Genomic DNA, 22,904 nt, shown 5'->3' on the forward strand with positions numbered 1-22,904 from the left:
AGGCGCGTTGAGAGCGCGCGGCTCAGTCGGCGATCTTCGAGCGGATCTCCGGGTCGAGGTCGAGGAGTGAGGGTTCGTCGAGCTCGGAGCGGGCGCCGGCATCGGACGTGTGGCCCCGATCGGCGCCTTGCTCGGCCTCCGGCGCCTCGACGCCCGGCGCTTCGGCGTCCGGCATTTCGACGGCATCGAGCAGGAGCTGCGGGGCGGGATCCGAGGATTCGGCGCCCTGCACGAGCGACTCCGTGACCTCGGGGGCGGTCAGCGGCCGCGGCTGCTCGTGGATGACCTCCGGTTCGGCGAGCAGTTCGATCTTCGTCGCGTCGATGCCGGGGAACTGGCGGGCGGTGACGAGTACGCGCGACTCGAGCGAGTTGGCGAACTTGTTGTAGCTGTCGACCGTGCGCGCGATCGCCTTCCGCAGGCCGTCGGCGTGCCCGGCGAGCGTGCCGATGCGCTGATACAGGGTGTTGCCGAGGTCGAAGAGCTTCTTCGCCTCGTCGGAGACGGCCTGCTGCTGCCAGGCGAAGGCGACCGTCTTGAGCACGGCCCACAGGTTCACCGGCGAGGCGAGCGCGACGCGCTTGCCGAAGGCGTAGTCGAGGAGGGCGGGGTCGGCCTCGAGCGCGGAGGAGAGCAGCGACTCGCTCGGAATGAAGGCGATGACGAACTCGGGGCTCGAGTCGAGGCCCTCCCAGTACGTCTTCTTCGCGAGGGCGTCGATATGCGCGCGCACGGCCTTGACGTGCTTGTCGATCAGCTGCTTGCGGCGGGCCCCCTCTTCGCCGGTCGCGGTGACCGGGATCTGACTGGCCTCGATGTACGCCTCGAGCGGCACCTTCGCATCGACCGGGATCGCTTTCGAGCCCGGCAGCCGCACGACCATGTCGGGGCGCCCGTTGCCGGCATCCGTCGAGATCGAGTGCTGCATCGTGAAATCGACCTGGTTCGTGAGGCCCGCCGCCTCCACGACCCGGCGCAGCTGCGTCTCGCCCCACACGCCGCGGGTGCTGTTGGAGCGCAGCGCGCTCGCGAGCGACTCGGTGGTGGTGCGCAACTGCTCGTCGCTCACCTGCGCCTGCTTCAACTGCTCGGCGAGCGAGCCGTACTGCTCGCTGCGCTGGCGTTCGAGCTCGGTGACCTTCGTCTGCATGGTCTGCAGGGTCTCCCGCACCGGGCTCAGCGCCTGCAGCACGGCGCTCTCGCGCTTCTCGCGCTCGGCGCGCTCGGCCTGGTCGCTGCGCTGCTGCTCGACGAGCTCGCGGTACTGCGTGCGCGCCGCCCCGATCTGCTCCTCGAGCCCTTCGACGCGGGCGAGGGTGGACGCGAGCTCGGCCTGCAGGCGGGCGCGAACCTCGTGCTCCTGCGCGCGCAGCTCGGCCTGCGCCGCCGCCTCGACGGCGCGGATCTCGGCGATCTGCGCCTGATGGCGCGCCTCGACGAGGGCCGGGTCCTCGCCGGCCTCGGCCGGGGCGCCGTCGCTGCGGCGGCCGAGGACGAGGCGGAGGGCGAGTGCGCCGATGACGCCGCCGATCACGATGCCGATGAAGAGGGAGAGGAGGTCCATGCAGGAAAGTGTCGCAGCACCCGCCGACATCGTGTTCCGGGCGGGCGGCGTTCCGCCCGCGGGCGGGGTTACTGCAGCGCCATCGGGCCGTGCAGCGAGCTCGCCTCGCGCACGGCGACGGGGCCGATCGCGCCGATCTTCACCCGGGTGATGTGCGCGAGGCGGTCGAGGTCGTCGGCCTCGTGCCGGGCGCCGGCGTGCACGACGATCGCCGCGCAGGCGCGCGCATCGTCGAGGGCGTCGTGGTGGGAGAAGTCCTCGAAGCCGGCGGCCATCGCGGCGACCGGCAGCCGGTAGGAGTCGAGGTGGTAGGTGCGCCGGGCGATCTGCAGGCTGCAGACGTAGCGGTAGTCGGGCACGGCGGCCCCGACCGCCTCGCTCGCACCGCGGATGACGCCCATGTCGAAGCCCGCGTTGTGGGCGACGAGCCAGTCGTCGCCGGTGAAGGCCCGCAGCTCCGGCAGCAGATCGCCCCAGCCGGGGGCGTCGGCGACCTGCTCGGGCGTGATGCCGTGGATGCGCACGTTCCACTCCGAGAAGAGGTCGTGGCCGACCGGCGGGCGGATGAACCAGTGCGCCTCGTCGACGACCCGGCCGTCCGCGACCTTGACCAGGCCGACGGAGCATGCGGAGGCGCTCGACGCGTTGGCGGTCTCGAAATCGATCGCGGTGAAGTCCATCGGCACGGCATCCATGTTCGCATGCACCCGCCGACATTCCGCCCAGGAAGCGCGGGAAGGAAGCACCGGGAAGCGCCGGGAGGCGGCGCGGAGAAGGCGCAGGGAGGCGGCGCGGGCGGGCGGCGCGGCCGCCTCAGGGGTGCGCCGGGGCATCCACTCGCCGCAGCACGCTCGCGATCTCGGCGAGGGCACGTGCGAGGGCTGCGTCGCCCGGTGCCCCGTAGCCGAGGACGATGCCGTGCGGGCCGGTCTCGCCGCCGGCCGCGTAGTCCGAGAGGGCGGCGACGTCGATGCCGGCGCGGGCGAGGGCGTCGATCGCGTCGTGCTCCGCACCGGGCCCGGCGAGTCCGACGACGGCATGCAGGCCCCCGTCGAGCGCTCCGAGGCGGTGGCCGGCGAGGGCGCGTTCGACGAGGCGGCGGCGGTGCGCGTAGGCGCGGCGGGATCGGGCGATGTGGCGCTGCAGCGCTCCCGTCTCGGCGAATCGGGCGAGGGCGAGCTGCACGATGCCGGCGACGGGGGCGGAATCGTCGGCGCGCACCTCGAGGATCTCGGCGCGGAGGCCCGGGTCGCGCACGAGCAGGTACCCGACGCGGAGGGAGGGGGAGAGCACCTTCGAGAGGCTGCCGATGAGCACCGTGCGCCCACCCTCGTCGAGGGAGGCGAGCGCCGGCAGCGGCGGCCCGGCGTGCCGGAACTCGCTGTCGTAGTCGTCCTCGATGACGAGGCCGCCGGTGCGGGCCGCCCAGGCGACGGCGCGCAGGCGTTCGGCGACGCCCAGCCGGCCGCCGAGCGGATACTGATGGCTCGGCGTGACGAGCACCGCCTCGGGCGGCGGGTCGAGGGCGTCGAGCCGGTCGACGTCGAATCCGCCGCCTGCCACGGGGATCGGAACGAGGTGCGCCCCGCGGCGCCGGAGGGTGCGGCGGGCGGCGGGGTAGCCGGGGTCTTCGACGGCGATGCGGGGCGGGCGGCCTCGGGCGGCGAGGGCGTCGGCCAGCAGGGCGAGGGCTTCGGCGGTGCCCGCGGTGACGATGAGGTCGCCCGGGTCGCAGATGACGCCGCGGGCGTGCCGGAGGTGTTCGGCGAGGGCGGCCCGCAGGCGCGGTTCGCCTGCGGGCGGCGGCACGGTCTGCGGCAGGGGCTGCGCGGCGGCGTGGCGCCAGGCGGCGCGCCAGGCGGCATCGTCGAGCGCGGCGGTCGACGGCAGGCCGGGTCTGAGGTCGATGCGGGTCGTGCCCGCGGGTGGATGCCCCGGCGCGCCGGCATCGGGCACGCGCCCCGCCGGTGCCGTCGTCGGCGGCACGAGTTCGGCGATCCGCGCGGCGGCACCGGGCCGCGTCTGCAGGTAGCCTTCACCGGCGAGGCGTTCGTAGGCGGCGACCGCGACGCCGCGCGAGACGCCGAGCCCGCCGGCGAGCGTGCGGGTGGAAGGCAGGGCGTCGCCGGCGCGCAGGCCGCCGCCGAGGATCGCCGAGCGGATGCCGGCCGCGAGCTGCTCCGCGAGGGGCGCGCCCGCGTCGCGGTCGAGTGGCGGCAGGGGGAGCTCGATCATCGAACTGGTCTGCCGCAGATGCCTGGAACTGGACTTCGCATGAGACCAGTATGCGCCCGAGCATGGAACCATGCGCACGAACGCCGAGCCCGCGGCATCCACACCCGAACCCACCTCCCCGTCGACGGAGATCCGCCGCCTCGCCGCACGGGCGACGGACGACCGTGCGGCGCTCGACGCCTTCCTCGACTCCCAGCTCGTCGCCCACGTCGCCGTCGCCGAGGGCGAAACGCCCATCGTCGTGCCCATGGGGTACGCGCGCGACGGCGACCGCATCCTCCTGCACGGCTCGACCGGCGGCGGATTCGCCCTGCGGGCCGCCGCCCGGCGCCGGGTGCTCGCCGTCTCGGTCGCCGCCCTCGACGGCATCGTCTTCGCCCGCTCCCTCTTCGACAGCAGCATGAACTACCGCAGCGCCGTCGTCTACGGCGTGCCCGAGATCGTGCCGGCCGAGGAGGCGGATGCCGCCCTCGTCGCCATCGCCGAACGGCTCATGCCCGGCCGCGCCGCCGAACTCCGCGGCAACCGGCGCAAGGAGATCGCCGCGACCCGCGTGCTCGCGGTGCCGATCGAACGCTTCGCCATGAAGGTGCGCAGCGGCCCGCCGTCGGCGGCGCCCGACGACGACCCGGACGTCTGGGCGGGCGTCGTGCCGCTTGCGACGGTCGCAGGCGAGCCCGTTCCGGCAGCCGACGTGCCGGTCGGGGCGCCGCTGCCGGCATCCGTCGCCCGTGCCGCGGGGCACGCGTGAGCCGCGGCATCCACACCCGGCACGGCGGCCGCCGCGGCGCGCCGTAAGGTGAACGGGTGCACCGTGCCCGATCCCTCGCGTTCCTCGTGCTCGCGAACCTGTTCTGGGCCGGCAACTTCGTCTTCGGGGCCGTCGCCGTCGAACAGGTCGACCCGATCTCGCTGACGTGGATGCGGTGGCTCGGCGCCGCCCCGATCCTCATCGTGCTCGCGCTCGCGATCGAGCGGCCCGCCTGGCGCACCGTCTTCGCCGACTGGCCGCGGCAGATCCTCCTCGCCCTCCTCGGCATGATCGGCTTCTGCGTGCTCACCTACGAGGCGTTCCGGCACACGAGCCCGATGGACGCCTCCCTCATCAACGCGATCAACCCCGCCCTCATCGCCATCGCCGCAGCCGGCTTCGCCCGCACGCGCGTCGGCGGCCGTGCGATCGCCGGGCTCCTCATCTCGCTCGCCGGGGTCCTGCTCGTGCTCACGAAGGGCGACCTCGCCGCGCTCGCCGGCTTCCGCCTGAACCTCGGCGAGGGCATCATGATCGTCGCCGTCGTCGTATGGAGCGCGTACACGCTGCTCGGGCGCACCTCGCCGACGCCGCCGATCACGGGCAGCGCCTTGCAGGGATCCATCGCCCTCGTGCTGCTCAGCCCCGTCGTCGCCGTCACCGGCCTCACCGTGCCCGCCGCGCCCGAGGTGTGGGCGAACGTCGCCTACATCGCCGTGTTCCCCTCGGTGCTGTCGTTCATGCTGTGGAACCTCGCCGTGCGCGACCTCGGCGCGGGCCCGGCCGGCATCACCCTGAACCTCATGCCCGTCTTCGTCGCCCTCATCGGCCTCACGGTCGGCCTGCCGATCACGCTCGACCAGCTCGCCGGCGGGGCCCTCGTGATCGCGGGCGTGCTGTTGACGAACCTGCCGGTGCGTACTGGAATGTCCAGAGTGGATGCCGGGGCGCGGCCCGGCCGGAGCGGCGGGGGATGAGCATGGGCGCGAACGAGACCGGTGCGGGCGAGACCGGTGCGGGCGAGGCGGGCGTCGTGGATGCCGCGGGAGACGCCCCCGATCTGCGGCACGCCCTGTCGTTCGCCGCCGCCGCCGACGCCTACGCGAAAGCCCGGCCGTCGTACCCCGTCGAAGCCGTCGCCTGGCTCGTCGGCGACGCCGAACGCATCCTCGACCTCGGCGCCGGCACCGGCAAACTCACCCAGGCGCTCGTCGCACTCGACCGCGACGTCGTCGCCGTCGACCCGATCGAGGAGATGCTCGACGAGCTCTCGATCGCCGTGCCCGGCGTGCCCCGCATCCTCGGCACCGCCGAAGACATCCCGCTCGACGACGAGGACGTGGACGCCGTCGTCGCCGGGCAGGCCTGGCACTGGTTCGACCGGCGGCGCGCGACCGCCGAGATCGCCCGCGTGCTGCGACCGGGCGGTGTGCTGGGCCTCGTCTGGAACAGCCGCGACGGCTCCGTCGACTGGATGCGCCGGGCCGGGGAGATCATGCACGAACGCCACGACGCGGCCGCCGACCTCGAGGGTTACGTGCGGATCGGCGCCCCCTTCGGGCCCGTCGCCGAGCACGTCGTGCGCTGGACCGACCGGATGAGCCGGGCGCGGTTCCTCGACCTCGTTCGCTCGCGCTCGTACTACCTCACGGCGACGCCCGCCGATCAGGCCGCGACGATCGCCGCCCTCGAGGAGCTGCTCGCGACCCACCCCGAGGTGCGCGATGTCGAGGAGCTCGAGGTGCCGTACGTGACGCGGTGCTTCCGGGCAGAGCCGGGGGAGTAGCGGGGAGGGGCGGGGACGCGCGAGGTGCGGCGGCCCACGGCATCCACTCACCCCCGCGCCGGTAGACTCGTCGTCCGTGGCACTCACCATCGGAATCGTCGGCCTCCCGAACGTCGGCAAGTCGACCCTGTTCAACGCCCTGACCAAGAACCAGGTGCTCGCGGCGAACTACCCGTTCGCGACCATCGAGCCCAATGTCGGCGTGGTGAACCTGCCCGATCCCCGGCTCGAGACGCTCGCCGGCATCTTCGGCTCCGAGCGGATCCTGCCGGCCACCGTGTCGTTCGTCGACATCGCCGGCATCGTCCGCGGCGCCAGCGAGGGCGAGGGGCTCGGCAACAAGTTCCTCGCCAACATCCGGGAGGCGGATGCGATCGCGCAGGTCGTGCGCGGGTTCGCCGACTCCGACGTGGTGCACGTCGACGGCAAGATCGACCCCGCCTCCGATATGGAGACGATCAACACCGAGCTGATCCTCGCCGACCTCGAAACCCTCGACCGCGCCATCGCGCGCTACGAGAAGGAGGTCAAGGGCAAGAAGATCGGCCCCGAGGTGCTCGCCGCCGCCGTCGAAGCCCGCGAGGTGCTGCAGGCTGGCACCCCGCTGTCGGCGTCGAAGGTCGACCTCGCACCGATCGCCGAACTCGGTCTGCTGACCGCCAAGCCCTTCATCTACGTCTTCAACGTCGACGAGGCCGTGCTCACCGACGACGCCCGCAAGGCCGAACTCGCCGCGCTCGTCGCCCCCGCCGAAGCCGTCTTCCTCGACGCGAAGATCGAGTCGGAACTCATCGACCTCGACCCGGCCGATGCGGCCGAGCTCTTGGCATCCACCGGCCAGGAGGAATCGGGCCTCGACCAGCTCGCCCGCGTCGGCTTCGACACCCTCGGCCTGCAGACCTACCTCACCGCCGGCCCCAAGGAGTCGCGCGCCTGGACCATCCGCAAGGGCTGGAAGGCCCCGCAGGCCGCCGGCGTCATCCACACCGACTTCGAACGCGGCTTCATCAAGGCCGAGGTCATCTCCTTCGACGACCTCGTCGAGGCCGGCTCCGTGCTCGAAGCCCGCTCCCGCGGCAAGGCCCGCATGGAGGGCAAGGACTACGTCATGCAGGACGGCGACGTGGTGGAGTTCCGCTTCAACGTGTGACGTCCCCCGCTCGCCCCGTTCGTTGAGCCTGATCGCCCCCCGCCCGTTGAGCGAGCGAAGCGAGTCGAAACGTGTTTCTGACCCCCCGCCCGTTGAGCGAGCGAAGCGAGTCGAAACGCGTTGCGCACCAGAATGGAGCTCCTCCGAGGGCGAGCTGGTGGCGCGCCAGTATTGCGTACAACTTGTACAAGATGTACTCTTGGGTTATGATCTCCGTGACCCTCTCCCAGTTCCGCAGCCAGCAGAGCGACTACATCGCGGCGGCCCAGCGAGAGCCGGTCGAGATCACGTCACGGGGAGCAGGACGCCGTGCGGTGGTCGTTTCACCCGATTTCTTTGACCGTGCGTTGCAGGCGCTGGAAGACCAGGCCGACATCCGCGGTGCGAGCGAAGCTCGGAAAGAGGCGGGTCGTGTCTCCCACGAGGAACTCATCCGCGAACTCGGGCTCTGAATCCCGGCGATGCCATACGCGATCAGTTACGCGCCTTCTGCAGCCAAGGCGATCCGAAAGCTCGACAAGGCGATCGCGCGCAGGCTCATCGCTGCGATCGGAGCCCTCGCCGAAGAACCGCGACCAGCAGGATGCATCCAGCTGAAAGGCGGCGACGGCGAACTCCGGATCCGCGTCGGGGATTACCGCATCGTGTACGACATCGACGATGGCGAACTCGTAATCGTCGTACTCCGGGTCGGGCATCGCCGCGAGGTCTACCGCCGTGCGGCATCGTAACGTCGAGGTGAATCGGAGGCGGAGATGAGACTCCACCATGTTCAGGTTTCCATGCCGCGTGGCGAAGAGGACGAGGCGCGTCGCTTCTACGGAGACGCGCTCGGCTTGCAGGAAGTGCAGAAGCCGCCGTCCCTGGCCGGCCGCGGTGGATGCTGGTTCCGCGCTTTCGACGGGGGAGCCGTCGTCGCAGAGATCCACCTCGGGGTCGATGACCCGTTCATCCCGGCGCGGAAGGCGCACCCGGGTCTGGTCTGCGGGTCGCTGGATGAGCTCGAAGCGACGGCCGCACGCATCGAACGCGGCGGCTACGAGCTCTCCTGGGCGGAGCGGGACACGTTCGAGGGGTACGTCCGATTCCACGCTCGGGATGGCTTCGGCAACAGGATCGAAGTGCTCACGCCTGCGGAATAGGCGTACGTCAGGGAGGGATCCTTCCCGGCATGTCTGCAAATGACGCTCGGATGACGGCGCTCACTGAAATTCCTCGGTTCTGCTCATCGATATTCCCCACCCTGGGTCGCTCCGTCGCATGAGGCGGGCCTTCCTCGATGCTGGAGGTCTCTGACCACGCACCAGCCCGAGGAAGGCCCTGTTTCTCATGCTCTCAGAGAGGAGCAGCGTGGACATCCACGCTCTGAAACGGCAGGGGTTCACGATCAGCGAGATCGCCCGCCGCACCCACCACGACCGCAAGACGATCCGCGCATACCTGGCCGGTGAACGCAAACCTGGGGTCCGTAAACGCGCGGCGCCAGACGGGTTCGACGTGTTCGTCGACTATGTCACCGCACGGCTGGTAGAGGATCCGCATCTGTGGGCGGTGACACTGCTGGACGAGCTGCGTCCACTCGGCTACGACGGGTCGTATCCGACGCTGACCCGGCAGATCCGCGACCGTGGGCTGCGGCCGGCATGCGTCGCGTGCGCGCATGTCACGAAACGCGCGAACGCCGTGATCGAGCACCCGCCCGGGGAGGAGACTCAGTTCGACTGGGTCGAGATGCCCGACCCGCCCGCCCATTGGGGATTCGGTCGCAAGACCGCATACGTCCTCGTCGGCTCTCTCGCGCACTCCGGTGTTTGGCGGGCGGTGATCTCGCCGTCGATGGACACCCCGCACCTGCTCGCCGCGATGACAGCACTGCTCGGCCTGTTGGGCGGGCTGACCCGGGTCTGGCGCTTCGATCGGATGCGCACCGTCCTGGACCCGGGGACCGGGGATCTCACGGCGATGTTCGCGGGGTTCGCGAAGCACCATGGCGTCACCGCGGTGGTCTGCCGACCACGGTCAGGTAACCGCAAGGGCGTCGTCGAGAAGAACAACCACACCGCCGCGCAACGCTGGTGGCGCACACTGCCCGACGACCTCACCCTCGAGCAGGCGCAGGCCAGCCTGAACGCCTTCGCGGTCGGTCAGGATGCCCGGCGCCGTGAGGGCGAGCAGGGGTCGAGCACCGCGGTGGCCATGTTCGCGAACGAGCGACTCAGACCGCTGCCCACAGCAGCGTTCCCGGTGATCGTGACCGAGGAGCGCACCGCGACACGGCAGGCGCTGATCGACTGGCGCGGGAACCGCTACTCCGTCCCACCCGAACTCGCCGCCGCGAAGGTGACCGTCTCCCAGCGCCTCGGCGCCGACATCATCGACATTGCCACCCTCTCGGGCGCGGTCATCGCCCGTCACCGGGTCGCTGAGCCCGGACTCGGAGTCACCGTCCGCGACACCGGGCACGTCACCGCGCTCGAGGCCGTCGCTCTGGCCTCGGCGCCACCGGGCCGCCCGCACCGACGCAAGGAACGCATCCCACCCGGCACGGCAGCACTCCGCGCTGCAGCCCTCCTCACCGGGCCTGCCGCGCCCGTCTCGACCGTGATCGATCTGGCCGCTTACGAGCAGGCCGCGAAGAACAGGAACACCCTCCGATGACCACCACCACACCCGCCCCGACCAAGACGGACGCGTCCGTCTATCAGCAGCTGCGCGGCCACCTCGCCGAACTGAAACTCGCCGACGCCGCTGACGCGCTCCCCACGGTCCTCGACCAGGCCGCCGCGGAGGGCTGGTCGCTCACCCATGCGCTCGAACGGCTCCTGCAGATCGAGGTCACCGCGACCGAAGCCCGCCGCCTCACCGGCCGGTTCCGCTTCGCGAACCTGCCCACCGGCGCCACCCTCGACGACTTCGACCACGACCACGCCTCCGGCATCGACAAGTCCCTACTCGCCGAGCTCGGCACCTGCCGATTCATCGATACCGCCACGAACGTGTTGTTGATCGGCCCGCCCGGAGTCGGGAAGACGCACATCGCGACCGGCCTCGGGCACGCCGCCGTCACCGCCGGCTACCGCGTCTACTTCACCTCCGCCGCAGACCTCGCCGCCCGCTGCCACCGCGCCGCGATCGAGGGGAAATGGTCCACGATGATGCGGTTCTTCGCCGGACCCACGCTCCTCATCATCGACGAGCTCGGCTACTTGCCAGTGCCCGCAGAAGCCGCGTCCGCCCTGTTCCAAGTCATCAACCAGCGCTACCTGAAGACCTCGATCGTGATCACCACGAACCGGCCCGTCGGCGCCTGGGGCGAGGTCCTCGGCGACACCACCGTGGCCGCAGCCATGCTCGACCGACTCCTACACCGATCCGTCGTCGTCACACTCGACGGGCCCTCCTACCGGCTCCGCCACCACGCCACCGCAGCCGACGAACTCCGCCGCGCCACGACCGGCACAAACCTGCACTAACCTGACCTCGCGACCTGGGGAACTTCGGTGAGCAACTCTGGGGAAAACCGGCGAGCGCCATCAACATCGCGCTCAGGCGACTTGTCGGTCGAGTTCGCGATGACCACGAACGTGCTCGCGTGCTGGCAATCGTGGACGCGCTGGACATGTTCGACGAACTGGCGGAGTGGGACGTTGGAGCGAAGCGTAAGCCGCTGGTCGAGAAACTGCTCACTCTTGGTTTCGATGTGTCCGCAACGGTGTCTCGCGGGCAGCAACCAGATGAAGCCCTAATCAATCGGGTCAACTCCGTGAAGAGCGATGCGAACGGCTGGCTCGCCTACCAGGAGAGGCAGCGCGAACTCCAACGCGAACAATGGCGTGCTGAAGCGGCGAAGAAGAAGACGGCACACGCGAAGGACGCCGAGAGTTGACTAATGGGCTCTCGCGGGGTGGTACGCGACCAGGTTTGATCGCCTAGTTCGTGAGTGTGTTCGACATGTGCGAGCCGAGATAGCCAACGCTCACGTACCCCACTTTCGAATAGGTGTCGTCGAAGTACATCCGAGGTGCGACACCCGTCAGGTTAGAGAGCTTGAGATGCGCGAGCATCAGGGTCTCGCCAGACGGATCGACAGTTGTATCGACGGGGAGCATTCGTTGTGCCCGGTACTTGTCGTTGTTCTTGACGGACTCGCTCTCCGTCCAGACGATCTTTCCCACACGCACGAGGCACCCGTGGTTGCTGAACTTGACGTACTGGCTCAGCGAATGGTCAAACTTTCCTTCGTTCCGAGCGCGTGAGTACGCGTCGAACGTGAGGAGCGCATCCCATGCCTTCATCACCGCCGCCGCACCGAGCGCCGTGTGCTCGTCGAGTTCGAGCGCTTCCTCGACATCGCCAGTGAACCGCACGCCGCTGAGTGTCTTCACTCGGTCAAGCAGTTGCGCGAAGGTCTCGGGGTACGCATCCTGGGTGTCGTCGTCCTCGAACGACCAGGCAGCTTCCGCTCCTTCGCCACCAAGTTCGGTGAGCTTCCGCTGGAGGTACGCGATCTGCCGCTCCAGTTTGGCGGCTTCGCGGCGGGAGCCGTTGAGCGCTTCGTAGTTCTCGTCGCTCTCGGTTTGCACGAGGTCGAGAAGCCCCTCGGCGAGTGATGCACGGTCTCGTAGTTGCCGGTTCTCGTCGAGAGTCTTGACAACTTGACCCTCCGCCTGCTCCGCGAGTTCGCGCCAGACAGCCTCATCATCGCTCGTGCCCTCCAGCGGACCGTCGGTCTGCTCATGAAGAAGCGCGAAAGGTTGCAGACGCTCACGCCGCAGAAGCTCATAGTCCACTTCGCGTAGCGCGTCGGGGATACGGATCGCAGCCAAGCGCTTGAGTTGAGCGTTACGGAGGATGCGCTGGATACGTCTCTCGTCGCTGTCCTCAAGAGTCGAGGCGTGCAGCAGCCTGTGGTTGAACGCGTCCTTGGGGTCGGTGAGGTCTGCTCCGGGCAGGAACGTACGCATCGCGCCGGCGGAGACCCAGTGCCCCACCGCGCCGTAGGTGCGGTTGAAGACGGCTCGGGCTTCGGGCGCGAGGACGTATCCGATCCCCATGCCCTGAATCTGACCGACGCGCTTCGTCGATCGAGCCGCCCACTCGGTTACGTCGGTGTCGTTCGGCGCGGCGGTCACGAGGACTGCGCCGATTCGCTGGTCGTCTCGGAGAATCCGGGCAAGCTCATCGACGTGGTTCTGGTTCGCGATGATTTGGAACTCGGAAATCGGCTCCGCTTCGCCGTCATGCATGTTGATCGTGTCGAGGATGTCGCGGACGAAGGTGGGACGACCGCTGAGTTGTACCTCTTCGACGACGCGACCACTTCGCAGCGGGTAGACGAGCGTCGGCGGCTCAACGTCGACCCACAACCAGAGCCGGTTGTCTGCCAGCGTGATCGTGACGTTGGTCACGCCGGTTCGCGACGTATCTGCGTTCGTGTACCAGACTGGCGCGTCCCATTCTTCGACGAGAGTCCAGCGCTTCGCCATGATGCTCTCGTCGGGGCTGACGAAGGTGACCCCCGTGATCGTTGCGCCCGCCGCGTTGGTGATGCTCCCCGAAGCCGGAAGCTCGGCGAAGCCCTTCTTACTGGTGACCCACTTCGCGAACGCTTCAATGAGGTCACTGAGGTTCTGCTGAGTCGGATCAGCGGTCAGGATTGTGCGGTATCCCAGCGACATCGAAGCTCCTAAACGAGCGGCGGTGTGACCGCTCTGCAAGCTCATGCTAGTCACGGCGGTCGACATCGCCGGATGCCTCTTGTCATGCGTCGACGGGCGACTTCTCGAGGGCGAAACCGGTCGTCGCTGTCTCAAAAGGCGTCAGCCTGCTGCATGCGTCCGCACGTAGGTGTCGCCAGCGGTTCTATCTGCGGACTTGCCCGGACGAGGGCAACGGCCGAACTGCCGCTTCTTCGTCGGGGATCTGCTGTCTCAAAAAGGGAGCTGTCTCAAGAGTCGGAGCCGCACCACGAGACGGGCCGAGCATCAGCTCTCGGAAGGTGGTTGGGGCGATCAGGTCTCGCCGAGCATTCGCGTGATCTGCTCCCATCGGCCGTCGGCGGCGAGCTGTCGGTATCGACGCGCCACCGTCTGCCACGACCCGAATGACGGTGGGAGCTCACGCCAGGGGATGCCGTAGTGCGCGCGATAGCGGATGGCGTTCACGACGGTGCGTGCGTCCGCACTGGGGCGGCCGCGGTTCCCTGGATCTGCCGGCTGCAGGATGCGCGCGACCCGTTGCCATTGCTCGTCAATGAGCGGCCGAAAACGGGGACTGGTTGCTTCGGCGTTCTCAGCTGCCCCGGGCGAGGGGTTGCCGGCGCGCTGGTTGCTGCTGCGAGCGGCAACGATCACGCCGCGCGTCGTGTCGCACTCCGCGCATCGGGCCGTGTGTGGAGGCTCGTCTGCTCGACCGGTTGTCACGAACGCGGCGTGCTCGCACGTGAGCTCGACGTACCAGCTGAACAGCGGGCCAGATGAGGCGGGGGACAGGAGCTCGCGCAGAACGTCGATCTGGCGCGGGCTCAATGGTGGTGGAGGGCAGCATCGATGGCAGTGGTCGGTCGAGCAGTCCTGAATCCTCCAGAACCCGAATCCGCACGCCGTGTGTGCTGAGCGGAAGGCGTCGTTGTCGGACACGGCGTCGAGTATTGGCGGCTCTTCGGCCATGCCTTCCACATCGCGCAGTGCTCGGTGGCATGCGCGGCATGGCTCGCCGGCGGCGAAGGCGTCATACGGCTGGTACAGACCTTCCGATGACCATCGCTTTCGTCCGGCCTCGAACATGGCCGTCTGAGCTTCGTGAGAGAGAGCCGCGGCGCGTGAGGTGCGATGAACGGACCGCGAGGTGGGCTCGTCTGGCGCTTGCACGGGTTTTCTCCTCCGTTGATGCGATGACCGAGAGAGGCGAGGTCGCTCCCCTGTCGATGCGGACCAGAAACAGGAAGCGATAACTTCCTGGAAGTCATGACTACCAGCCTCAAGGCTGGAGAGGTGGCAGAACCGCTGAAGAAGGTGCTGGGATCGCACGTGCGCGGTCTCCGCCTCGAGCGTCGCCTGTCGCAGGAGGAGCTCGCTGAACAACTCGGAGTGTCTGCCCGATACCTGGCCGGCATCGAGCGCGGCGAGCGGAACCTCACATTGGACTCGGTAGACGCCCTCGCTGGGCAGCTGAACGTTGCGGCGGATGTGCTTCTGATGCGTGTATGACCCGAGGCTGTGCGTCGGGTTCGTTTCGACGAGCCGTCGATGAGCTGATCCGCTCAGGTCTGCAGAGGAATGGCGGGCAGTTCGAACCCCGCTCCGTGTTCGGTTTCATCGCGTCGCTCGATGAAGTGGTGGCGCGCTGCGGCGTCACCGACCTGCTCCTTCGCCGACTCGTGGCCGAGCACTCTTGCGACTCCGAGCCACGGCAGGAGGTGGGCAAGCCGTAGCGACAGCGGGATCATGCTGTAGCGAGCAGCAGAAGCGCCGTGCCGTGCGTCCCGTCCCAGGAGGTGTCGGCCGTCACGGATACGATATGCACACGAGGAAGTGCCGCGATCCAGTGCGGTACCGGATCAGAGAGGGAGAGCATGTCGACGGTCGCGAATCGGACTTCGAGCCTCAACGCGGCCAAGGCGGCCAAGAACGACGAGTTCTACACGCAATGGGCGGACATCGAGCGCGAGGTCAACGCTTACCTCGAGTACGACCCCGACGTGTTCCGCGGCAAGGTTCTCCTGCTTCCGTGCGACGATCCCGAGTGGTCGAACTTCGCAAAGTTCTTCGCCCTCCACTTCGTCGAACTTGGGCTCAAGAAGCTGATCTCGACGTCGTACGCCCCAGATAGCAATCCCGCGCTTTTCTCGTACGAGCCGACCCTCTTCGAGATGGATGATCCGAAGTTTGACGAGACCAAGACCCGCGCCAACGGGAAGAAGTTCGTCCTCGAGCCTGAGGACATCAACGGTGATGGTGTAGTCAACATCGATGACCTGCAGTGGGACTATCTCGAGGGCGACGGGGATTTTCGCAGTACCGAGGTCACCGCGCTGCGAGACGAAGCTGACATCATCATCACCAACCCGCCGTTCAGCCTGTTCCGCGAGTTCCTGACGTGGATCCAGAAGGGTGCGAAGCAGTTCTCGATTATCGGCAATGAGAATGCAATCGCCTATAAGAACGTGTTCCGACTGATCAAGCAAAACAAGATCTGGAAGGGCGCGACGGCGAACAGCACAGACATGGTCTTTGGCGTACCCAAGGGGTATCCGGTCAAGGAGAGCGATCGACTTAAGGCCGAGAAGCTCGGTTATCCTCCCGACGATGAGCATCACTACACGCGTCTTGGTAACTCGTGCTGGTTCACCAACATTGAGCATGGACGACGGCACGAGCCGCTCCAGCTAATGACGATGGCGGACAACCTGCGCTACAACAAGAAGCTGATCACCACCCTAGACGGCGGGACGACGTACCAGCGCTACGACAACTTCGATGCCATCGAGGTTCCGTATACCGATGCGATCCCGTCGGACTACGAGGGAGTCATGGGTGTCCCAATCACCTGGTTGGCCAAGTACAACCCAGATCAGTTCGAGATCATTGGGACGGACGAAACGGACTATGAGCCAACCAAGCTCTACAAGGCGAAGCGGAAGGTGGTCAATGGCAGTCCGGTGAAGTCGAACACAGGCTCAGGTGGAGGCTACATCCGCGTCGAAGCATTCGGATCCGGCACCTACTTCGACGTTGGGTATCCCGTTAGACGTATGTACAAGCGGATCTTCATCCGCCACCGGAAGGACGCCTAGTGGACACCGAGCTCAAGCACTACACCGTCGAAGAGGTTCTGAAGGGCTTCGTCTACAACGAGCTCGAGGGCAAGGGGCTGTTCGGACTCGACGGCAGGCTCGTCATCCAGCCTGAGTACCAGCGCAACTACATCTATAACGACGGAAAGCGCGACGTCGCGGTGATCGATTCGCTGCTCAAGGGATACCCCCTCGGGCTGATCTACTTCAACGTTGAGGGCTCGACGCTCGAAGTCCTCGACGGACAACAGCGCATCACGAGTGTCGGCCGGTTCACCACTGGCAAGTTTGCCATCAAGGTCGGCGGAAAGGAGCAGACGTTCTCCTCGCTGCCGTTGAATCTCCAACGCACGATCCTCGACACCAGGCTCGACATCTATGAGTGCGACGGCACCGAGGACGAGATTAAGGCCTGGTTCCAGACGATCAACATCGCCGGCGTGCCGCTAAACAGGCAGGAGCTGCGCAACGCGATCTACTCCGGGCCGTTCATCACCAAGGCCAAGGCGGAGTACTCCAACTCCAACAACGCGAACATGCAGAAGTGGCAGTCGTACGTCAACGGCGACCCTAAGCGCCAGCAGATCCTCGAGGAGGCGCTTGAGTGGGTCGCGGCCCCGCACGGCCTGACGATCGATGCCTATCTCGCCCAGCACCGCCAGGACACCGACATTGCCGAGCTGAAGAACTACTTCACCTCGGTCATCGACTGGGTCGCCGGCGTCTTCATCCGGCCTCCGGACAAGGAAATGCGGGGCCTCGAGTGGGGCCGGCTCTACGAGGAGCACCACACGACGTCCTACAGCTCGGCGCAGCTCGATGATCGGATCAACGAGCTGCGCGGAGACCCCGCGGTGTACAGCCCGAAGGGCATCTACGAGTACCTGCTCGGCGGCGAGACAATGTCCCAGCTGCTCGACATCCGCTTGTTCGACGCGAAGGACAAGCGCGTCGCTTACGAGCGCCAGACGACTAAGGCCAAGGCCGCGGGCGAGTCGAACTGCCCCCTGTGCACAATCGCCGGGGACAGCAACAAGGCTCGGATCTACAAGCAGAACGAGATGGACGCCGACCACGTCACTGCCTGGTCGAAGGGCGGATCGACGAGCCTGTCCAACCTGACCATGCTCTGCCAGACGCACAACCGTGCCAAGGGCAATCGGTAGGAACCGCGATGACTCGCATCTCCCTTGAGGCCGGCAACGACCTCGTCGAGAGGCTCGCCCACGAGAACGACTCGGTCAAGGCGGTCGTCGAGCTCGTCTGGAACAGTCTTGACGCCGACGCCCATTCCGTCTCGGTGGCGCTACACCGCAACGAGGCAGACGGGGTCATAGGCCTCGAGGTCACCGACGACGGGCACGGCATGGCTCCCGAGGAGCTGTCCTCGGCTTTCCGGTGGGTTGGCAACTCGTGGAAGCGGATGGCTGGGCACAGCAAGGGCGAGCAGCGCCCGCTGCACGGCCGCTTCGGCCAAGGCCGGCTACGGGCGTTCGCGCTCGGCACCCAGATCGAATGGGTGACCGTCGCTGACAGCACCGATGGGAAGCGTCTTCGTTCGGTCGTCCGCTCCTCGGTCAACGCTCGGAACGATTTCGACGTCTCGGACCCGGTGGGCACAGACGAGGCCCGCGGGACGCGATTCGTCGCTTCAGGTCGTGATGCCCTGGACCGTCTTGACGCTGACAGGACGCGCGACCGGATCACGGCGACGTTCGCGCCGTACCTGCTCGCCCGCGACAATGTCGAGCTCGTCTATGACGGCTCACGCATCCAGCCCGGTGACGTCGTCGACCTAGACACCCCCTACGACCTCGAGTGGGAGCACGAGGGTGTCACCCGGCAGGCGAAGCTCCGGATCATTGAGTGGAAAGCGGGCGCGGAACGGACGATCCACCTCTGCGACGGAGAAGGCGTCCCGGTTGACGCGCTCGACACTGCTCCGGCCGCCGACTTCCAGTACTCGGCCTACGTCATGTGGGACGAGATGCCCGAGCATCACAACGAGTGGATCCTCGCGAAGCTCGAAAGCGCGCCCTCAGCCCTCGGAATGCTGCTCTCCGAGGTTGACCGGGTCCTCGACGAGCACTTCGAGGGTCGGCGCGCCCAGCGCCGCCGTGAGCTCGTCGAGGAGTGGAAGGACGGCAACGTCTACCCATACCAAGGCGAGCCGGGGACGGAGGAGGAGAAGGTCGAGCGGGCGACGTTCGATGTGGTCGCCACGTCGATCCGCAGGCACATCCCGAGCGGCAAGAAGCAGAAGAAGCTCACCCTCGGGCTGCTGCGCGAGTCGCTCCAGCAGCGGCCTAGCGACGTCTCAGCGTTGCTCGACGAGTACGTCGGGCTGCCCGCCGACGAGAAGGAGCAGCTCGAGCGCCTCCTCACGCGTACCAGCCTGTCGCGGGTGATCCAAGCGTCGAGCAACGTCACCAATCGGCTCGAGTTCCTCCGCGCCCTCGAGCTCATGGTCTTCGACCCCGAAGCGAACAAGATGGTCGGCGAACGGGACCACCTGCACAAGATCCTCGAGAGCGAGCTCTGGGTCTTCGGTGAGCAGTACAACCTCATGGTGAGCGAGCGGGGCCTGACAGCCGCGCTCCATCGGCACCGTGAATTGCTCGGTGAGCCGAGCACGGACAAGACGCCTGTGAAGCTGCTCGACGGCAAGTCGGGCCGGCTCGATCTCCTACTCTCCGTCGCCGCCACCGAGCATGACCGGAACCGACACCTCGTCGTCGAGCTCAAGGCTCCGAAGGTTCCGGCAGGACAAAAGGAACTGGCGCAGATCAAGGCGTACGCGATGGCGGTCGCCAAGGATCCGCGGTTCGCGAGCAGCACGACGGAATGGGACTTCTGGCTCGTAACGGGCGAGATCGACGATGGCGTCCGTCAGGAGGCGAACCAGCGGGGCCGGGAACGCGGAGTCGTGTTCGAGCCTGATCTCCCCGATGCGCCCGGAGCGAAGGTCAGGGTCTGGGTGCGCGATTGGGGCCAGATCATCGATGACGCCAAGCGTCGGCTCGACTACTTCCAGAAGAGCCTGCAGCATGATCCCTCGCTCGACGACGCACGGGACTATCTGCGCCGCAACCACGGCGACGTCATCCCTGAAGGACTGCTGGTCGACCAGATCGGGAATGACGCTGCAGTCAACGAATGACGGTCCCCCAGGTGCGGACCTAGGAGTCGTGGGTGTCGGCATGTTGGGCAGTTCAGATCAACAGCGCTGCTGGATGGCCTGGGGTGGATGTATTGGGGTCGCGACAACGACTCACGTGTGACGAAAGCTGGAGTCAGCATCGTTCGCATCGTCGCGGAGTCGAGTTGCGGCGCGGTCGATGCGCTCAAAGAGGTCGATCGACTGCCATGCCTGACGTAGAAGGATGTTTTCTCGACCTTCCGCTGCCTCGAGCGCGGGGTTCAGAAGCAGAAGCTGCTCACGAGGCGCGTCGCTCTGTTGAGCAGCACGCGCGGCAGCGAGCAGCGCCTCCTCGAGCTCAGAGGCATCGAGCATGACCAATGACTCGAGCTCCGCAATGGATACAACCCCCACCGGGAGATCAGACTGCTGCAGGTGCTCCCAGATGAACCAGTTCTGGTTGACGAAGAAGGGTTCGAGCGTGACCACGAGACCGATCCGAGGCTTCGTGGCGTCGAGTTGGTGGAGCCCACCGCCAATCGTGTGGATATCGGGCTCTTCGGAGATCTGGTGGGGGTGAGGTGTCCGGGGCGTGACTGGCGTGTAGGGGTCGAGGTCCCCGAGGATCAGAAGCGCTAACCACCTGATTCCGACCGAGGACCTCGACGTGCTTCACCTTACTTCGGGGCGCGTTGACGCGCGTCCGGCTGCTGATCCCTGTGACCGTTGTGACCTGCTGCTGGGCCTGGACGGGGTCCACGTCGAGCATGTCGATCGCCGTGACGGCCTGCTGACGGTCACGGTCTCCAGCCCGCCGGGACCTGCCGGGTGCCCATCGTGCGGGGTGATCGCGACCGGTCGTGGCCGCCGACGCCGGGTGCTGCGGGACGTGCCTGGCGCTGACCGGGTGCGCCTGGTATGGCGGCAACGCGTCTTCCGCTGCGAGGACACCGACTGCGGCCGGAAGACGTTCATGGAACAGCTCCCGTCGTTGGTCGCCCCACGCGGATCGATCACGGCCCGTGCCGTGGTCTGGGCGATCGGGCAGTTGCGTCGCGAACACGCCACCGTCCAAGGCTTGGCTCGTCAGCTCGACACGTCGTGGAAGACGCTCTGGCGGGCCGTCGAACCCGAACTCGAGCAGCTTGCCGCCGACGAGTCCCGGTTCGACGGGGTCAGCACCCTCGGTGTCGATGAACACATCTGGCACCACGTCGATCCCGCATGCGCGGCCCGAAGGAGTTGACCGGGATGGTCGACCTGACCCGCGACGAGCACGGCAAGACGCACGCCAGGCTGCTGGACCTCGTGCCCGGCCGTTCCGGGCGCGTCTACAAGGCCTGGCTGGACCAACGCGGCGAGGACTTCCGTCGGAACGTGAAAGTGGCCGCCTTGGATCCCTTCGCCGGCTACAAGGCCGCCATCGACGACAAGCTCCACGACGCGATCGCCGTGCTGGACGCGTTCCACGTTGTGAAGCTCGCTACCGCCGCCGTCGACGAGGTCCGCCGCCGGGTCCAACAGGACACCCTCGGCCATCGCGGCCGGAAGGGCGACCCGCTCTACGGGATCCAGACCATCCTCCGCGCCGGGGCCGAGCACCTCACCGACAAGCAACGAGCACGTCTGGTCGCCGCGATCAACGCCGACCCCGCCCACGAGGAAGTCTTCATCGCCTGGCAGTGTGCACAGCAACTCCGCGCCGCCTACCACGCGAAGGATCTGGCCCAAGGACGACGGATCGCCGTCACCGTCGTCGACACGTTCCACACCTGCCCGATCCCCGAGATCGCCCGCTTGGGCCGCACCCTGAGACGGTGGCGCGACGCGTTCCTGGCCTACTTCACCACCGGCCGCTCATCCAACGGCGGCACCGAGGCCGTGAACGGCATCATCGAACTCCACCGCCGCCTCGCCAGAGGCTTCCGCAACCGCCACAACTACCGCCTCCGCATGCTCCTCGCCGCCGGCGGCCTCACCCCATGACCCCCACCGGATGTCCGAAGAGCCCTTGCGGCTCTTCGGAGATCTGGTGGGGGTGAGGTGTCCGGGGCGTGACTGGCGTGTAGGGGTCGAGGTCCCCGAGGATCAGAAGCGCTAACCACCTGATTCCGACCGAGGACCTCGACGTGCTTCACCTTACTTCGGGGCGCGTTGACGCGCGTCCGGCTGCTGATCCCTGTGACCGTTGTGACCTGCTGCTGGGCCTGGACGGGGTCCACGTCGAGCATGTCGATCGCCGTGACGGCCTGCTGACGGTCACGGTCTCCAGCCCGCCGGGACCTGCCGGGTGCCCATCGTGCGGGGTGATCGCGACCGGTCGTGGCCGCCGACGCCGGGTGCTGCGGGACGTGCCTGGCGCTGACCGGGTGCGCCTGGTATGGCGGCAACGCGTCTTCCGCTGCGAGGACACCGACTGCGGCCGGAAGACGTTCATGGAACAGCTCCCGTCGTTGGTCGCCCCACGCGGATCGATCACGGCCCGTGCCGTGGTCTGGGCGATCGGGCAGTTGCGTCGCGAACACGCCACCGTCCAAGGCTTGGCTCGTCAGCTCGACACGTCGTGGAAGACGCTCTGGCGGGCCGTCGAACCCGAACTCGAGCAGCTTGCCGCCGACGAGTCCCGGTTCGACGGGGTCAGCACCCTCGGTGTCGATGAACACATCTGGCACCACGTCGATCCGCGCATGCGCGGCCCGGAAGGAGTTGACCGGGATGGTCGACCTGACCCGCGACGAGCACGGCAAGACGCACGCCAGGCTGCTGGACCTCGTGCCCGGCCGTTCCGGGCGCGTCTACAAGGCCTGGCTGGACCAACGCGGCGAGGACTTCCGTCGGAACGTGAAAGTGGCCGCCTTGGATCCCTTCGCCGGCTACAAGGCCGCCATCGACGACAAGCTCCACGACGCGATCGCCGTGCTGGACGCGTTCCACGTTGTGAAGCTCGCTACCGCCGCCGTCGACGAGGTCCGCCGCCGGGTCCAACAGGACACCCTCGGCCATCGCGGCCGGAAGGGCGACCCGCTCTACGGGATCCAGACCATCCTCCGCGCCGGGGCCGAGCACCTCACCGACAAGCAACGAGCACGTCTGGTCGCCGCGATCAACGCCGACCCCGCCCACGAGGAAGTCTTCATCGCCTGGCAGTGTGCACAGCAACTCCGCGCCGCCTACCACGCGAAGGATCTGGCCCAAGGACGACGGATCGCCGTCACCGTCGTCGACACGTTCCACACCTGCCCGATCCCCGAGATCGCCCGCTTGGGCCGCACCCTGAGACGGTGGCGCGACGCGTTCCTGGCCTACTTCACCACCGGCCGCTCATCCAACGGCGGCACCGAGGCCGTGAACGGCATCATCGAACTCCACCGCCGCCTCGCCAGAGGCTTCCGCAACCGCCACAACTACCGCCTCCGCATGCTCCTCGCCGCCGGCGGCCTCACCCCATGACCCCCACCGGATGTCCGAAGAGCCACTCTTGCCTT

At 67.6% G+C, this 22,904-nt stretch carries 20 protein-coding genes and 2 pseudogenes; 16 read left to right on the forward strand and 6 right to left on the reverse strand.

What is annotated here, in order from left to right; all coding sequences use genetic code 11:
• Nucleotides 1-22 precede the first annotated feature (22 nt).
• From G127AT_RS12980 to pdxR, 3 genes are all read right to left on the reverse strand, one after another.
• Nucleotides 23-1,564 carry a DNA recombination protein RmuC gene (locus G127AT_RS12980; RefSeq protein ID WP_210897538.1) on the reverse strand — a complete coding sequence of 514 codons (1,542 nt, stop codon included), beginning with the start codon at nucleotides 1,562-1,564 and terminating at the stop codon, nucleotides 23-25.
• A 68-nt stretch (nucleotides 1,565-1,632) separates the two neighbouring features.
• A complete protein-coding gene (locus G127AT_RS12985) occupies nucleotides 1,633-2,250 on the reverse strand; it encodes a 3'-5' exonuclease (protein ID WP_210902144.1) in 618 nt (205 codons plus the stop codon).
• Nucleotides 2,251-2,377: 127 nt separating this feature from the next.
• Nucleotides 2,378-3,799, reverse strand: coding sequence for a MocR-like pyridoxine biosynthesis transcription factor PdxR (gene pdxR / locus G127AT_RS12990; RefSeq protein WP_210897540.1), 1,422 nt, complete (start codon nucleotides 3,797-3,799; stop codon nucleotides 2,378-2,380).
• A 70-nt stretch (nucleotides 3,800-3,869) separates the two neighbouring features.
• Here pdxR and G127AT_RS12995 point away from each other — a divergent pair, with 70 nt between their 5' ends.
• From G127AT_RS12995 to G127AT_RS13040, 10 genes are all read left to right on the forward strand, one after another.
• Nucleotides 3,870-4,550, forward strand: coding sequence for a pyridoxamine 5'-phosphate oxidase family protein (locus tag G127AT_RS12995; protein WP_210897541.1), 681 nt, complete (start codon nucleotides 3,870-3,872; stop codon nucleotides 4,548-4,550).
• A 56-nt stretch (nucleotides 4,551-4,606) separates the two neighbouring features.
• The gene (locus tag G127AT_RS13000) at nucleotides 4,607-5,527 is read left to right on the forward strand and encodes a DMT family transporter (RefSeq protein WP_210897543.1); all 921 of its coding nucleotides are present in this window, start codon (nucleotides 4,607-4,609) and stop codon (nucleotides 5,525-5,527) included.
• Nucleotides 5,524-6,336 (forward strand): class I SAM-dependent methyltransferase, encoded by an 813-nt coding sequence (locus G127AT_RS13005; protein ID WP_244857572.1) that lies wholly within the window; start codon nucleotides 5,524-5,526, stop codon nucleotides 6,334-6,336. The genes G127AT_RS13000 and G127AT_RS13005 overlap by 4 nt, the downstream gene beginning before the upstream one ends.
• Nucleotides 6,337-6,412: 76 nt before the next feature.
• Nucleotides 6,413-7,486, forward strand: coding sequence for a redox-regulated ATPase YchF (gene ychF, locus G127AT_RS13010; protein WP_210897544.1), 1,074 nt, complete (start codon nucleotides 6,413-6,415; stop codon nucleotides 7,484-7,486).
• 206 nt (nucleotides 7,487-7,692) lie between these two features.
• A complete protein-coding gene (locus G127AT_RS13015; protein ID WP_210897546.1) occupies nucleotides 7,693-7,938 on the forward strand; it encodes a type II toxin-antitoxin system Phd/YefM family antitoxin in 246 nt (81 codons plus the stop codon).
• Nucleotides 7,939-7,947: 9 nt separating this feature from the next.
• Nucleotides 7,948-8,217 (forward strand): type II toxin-antitoxin system RelE family toxin, encoded by a 270-nt coding sequence (locus G127AT_RS13020; protein ID WP_210897549.1) that lies wholly within the window; start codon nucleotides 7,948-7,950, stop codon nucleotides 8,215-8,217.
• Between the two features lie 24 nt (nucleotides 8,218-8,241).
• A complete protein-coding gene (locus tag G127AT_RS13025) occupies nucleotides 8,242-8,628 on the forward strand; it encodes a VOC family protein (protein WP_210897551.1) in 387 nt (128 codons plus the stop codon).
• 208 nt (nucleotides 8,629-8,836) lie between these two features.
• Nucleotides 8,837-10,144 (forward strand): IS21 family transposase, encoded by a 1,308-nt coding sequence (gene istA, locus G127AT_RS13030; protein WP_483296484.1) that lies wholly within the window; start codon nucleotides 8,837-8,839, stop codon nucleotides 10,142-10,144.
• A complete protein-coding gene (gene istB / locus G127AT_RS13035; RefSeq protein ID WP_210897555.1) occupies nucleotides 10,141-10,959 on the forward strand; it encodes an IS21-like element helper ATPase IstB in 819 nt (272 codons plus the stop codon). The genes istA and istB overlap by 4 nt, the downstream gene beginning before the upstream one ends.
• A 119-nt stretch (nucleotides 10,960-11,078) precedes the next feature.
• Entirely contained in the window at nucleotides 11,079-11,372 is a 294-nt protein-coding gene (locus tag G127AT_RS13040; protein WP_210897558.1) for a hypothetical protein, read from the forward strand.
• 43 nt (nucleotides 11,373-11,415) lie between these two features.
• Here the strand turns inward: G127AT_RS13040 and G127AT_RS13045 are convergent, their stop codons facing one another.
• A complete protein-coding gene (locus tag G127AT_RS13045) occupies nucleotides 11,416-13,164 on the reverse strand; it encodes an AAA family ATPase (protein WP_210897559.1) in 1,749 nt (582 codons plus the stop codon).
• 333 nt (nucleotides 13,165-13,497) lie between these two features.
• The gene (locus G127AT_RS13050) at nucleotides 13,498-14,271 is read right to left on the reverse strand and encodes a transposase (protein WP_210897562.1); all 774 of its coding nucleotides are present in this window, start codon (nucleotides 14,269-14,271) and stop codon (nucleotides 13,498-13,500) included.
• 207 nt (nucleotides 14,272-14,478) lie between these two features.
• Here G127AT_RS13050 and G127AT_RS13055 point away from each other — a divergent pair, with 207 nt between their 5' ends.
• The 4 genes from G127AT_RS13055 to G127AT_RS13070 all read left to right on the forward strand — a co-directional run bounded on the left by G127AT_RS13055 (nucleotide 14,479) and on the right by G127AT_RS13070 (nucleotide 19,440).
• Nucleotides 14,479-14,694 carry a helix-turn-helix domain-containing protein gene (locus G127AT_RS13055; protein ID WP_210897564.1) on the forward strand — a complete coding sequence of 72 codons (216 nt, stop codon included), beginning with the start codon at nucleotides 14,479-14,481 and terminating at the stop codon, nucleotides 14,692-14,694.
• A 365-nt stretch (nucleotides 14,695-15,059) separates the two neighbouring features.
• Nucleotides 15,060-16,280 (forward strand): adenine-specific methyltransferase EcoRI family protein, encoded by a 1,221-nt coding sequence (locus tag G127AT_RS13060; RefSeq protein ID WP_210897566.1) that lies wholly within the window; start codon nucleotides 15,060-15,062, stop codon nucleotides 16,278-16,280.
• Nucleotides 16,280-17,446: an HNH endonuclease family protein gene (locus G127AT_RS13065; RefSeq protein ID WP_210897568.1), complete on the forward strand. Its 1,167-nt coding sequence runs from the start codon at nucleotides 16,280-16,282 to the stop codon at nucleotides 17,444-17,446. The genes G127AT_RS13060 and G127AT_RS13065 overlap by 1 nt, the downstream gene beginning before the upstream one ends.
• 8 nt (nucleotides 17,447-17,454) lie before the next feature.
• Nucleotides 17,455-19,440 carry an ATP-binding protein gene (locus G127AT_RS13070; protein WP_210897570.1) on the forward strand — a complete coding sequence of 662 codons (1,986 nt, stop codon included), beginning with the start codon at nucleotides 17,455-17,457 and terminating at the stop codon, nucleotides 19,438-19,440.
• 111 nt (nucleotides 19,441-19,551) lie between these two features.
• On the opposite strand, the gene G127AT_RS13075 is transcribed toward G127AT_RS13070, so the two are convergent.
• Nucleotides 19,552-19,908, reverse strand: coding sequence for a hypothetical protein (locus G127AT_RS13075; protein ID WP_210897571.1), 357 nt, complete (start codon nucleotides 19,906-19,908; stop codon nucleotides 19,552-19,554).
• 178 nt (nucleotides 19,909-20,086) lie between these two features.
• Between G127AT_RS13075 and G127AT_RS13080 the strand changes: the two are divergent.
• A pseudogene (locus tag G127AT_RS13080) lies at nucleotides 20,087-21,405 on the forward strand (ISL3 family transposase).
• Between the two features lie 143 nt (nucleotides 21,406-21,548).
• Nucleotides 21,549-22,869: pseudogene (locus tag G127AT_RS13085) on the forward strand (ISL3 family transposase).
• Nucleotides 22,870-22,904: the final 35 nt, after the last annotated feature.

This window comes from Agromyces archimandritae (assembly GCF_018024495.1).
GTDB lineage: Bacteria > Actinomycetota > Actinomycetes > Actinomycetales > Microbacteriaceae > Agromyces > Agromyces archimandritae.

Bases quoted from the DNA above. Each gene is read 5' to 3' on its own strand.
- G127AT_RS13005 (WP_244857572.1), top strand. From the start codon at position 5,524: ATGAGCATGGGCGCGAACGAGACCGGTGCGGGCGAGACCGGTGCGGGC.
- G127AT_RS12995 (WP_210897541.1), top strand. From the start codon at position 3,870: ATGCGCACGAACGCCGAGCCCGCGGCATCCACACCCGAACCCACCTCC.
- G127AT_RS13025 (WP_210897551.1), top strand. From the start codon at position 8,242: ATGAGACTCCACCATGTTCAGGTTTCCATGCCGCGTGGCGAAGAGGAC.
- G127AT_RS13045 (WP_210897559.1), bottom strand. From the start codon at position 13,164: ATGTCGCTGGGATACCGCACAATCCTGACCGCTGATCCGACTCAGCAG.
- G127AT_RS13050 (WP_210897562.1), bottom strand. From the start codon at position 14,271: ATGTTCGAGGCCGGACGAAAGCGATGGTCATCGGAAGGTCTGTACCAG.
- istB (WP_210897555.1), top strand. From the start codon at position 10,141: ATGACCACCACCACACCCGCCCCGACCAAGACGGACGCGTCCGTCTAT.
- G127AT_RS13015 (WP_210897546.1), top strand. From the start codon at position 7,693: ATGATCTCCGTGACCCTCTCCCAGTTCCGCAGCCAGCAGAGCGACTAC.
- G127AT_RS12980 (WP_210897538.1), bottom strand. From the start codon at position 1,564: ATGGACCTCCTCTCCCTCTTCATCGGCATCGTGATCGGCGGCGTCATC.
- G127AT_RS13060 (WP_210897566.1), top strand. From the start codon at position 15,060: ATGTCGACGGTCGCGAATCGGACTTCGAGCCTCAACGCGGCCAAGGCG.
- G127AT_RS13020 (WP_210897549.1), top strand. From the start codon at position 7,948: ATGCCATACGCGATCAGTTACGCGCCTTCTGCAGCCAAGGCGATCCGA.
- pdxR (WP_210897540.1), bottom strand. From the start codon at position 3,799: ATGATCGAGCTCCCCCTGCCGCCACTCGACCGCGACGCGGGCGCGCCC.
- G127AT_RS13070 (WP_210897570.1), top strand. From the start codon at position 17,455: ATGACTCGCATCTCCCTTGAGGCCGGCAACGACCTCGTCGAGAGGCTC.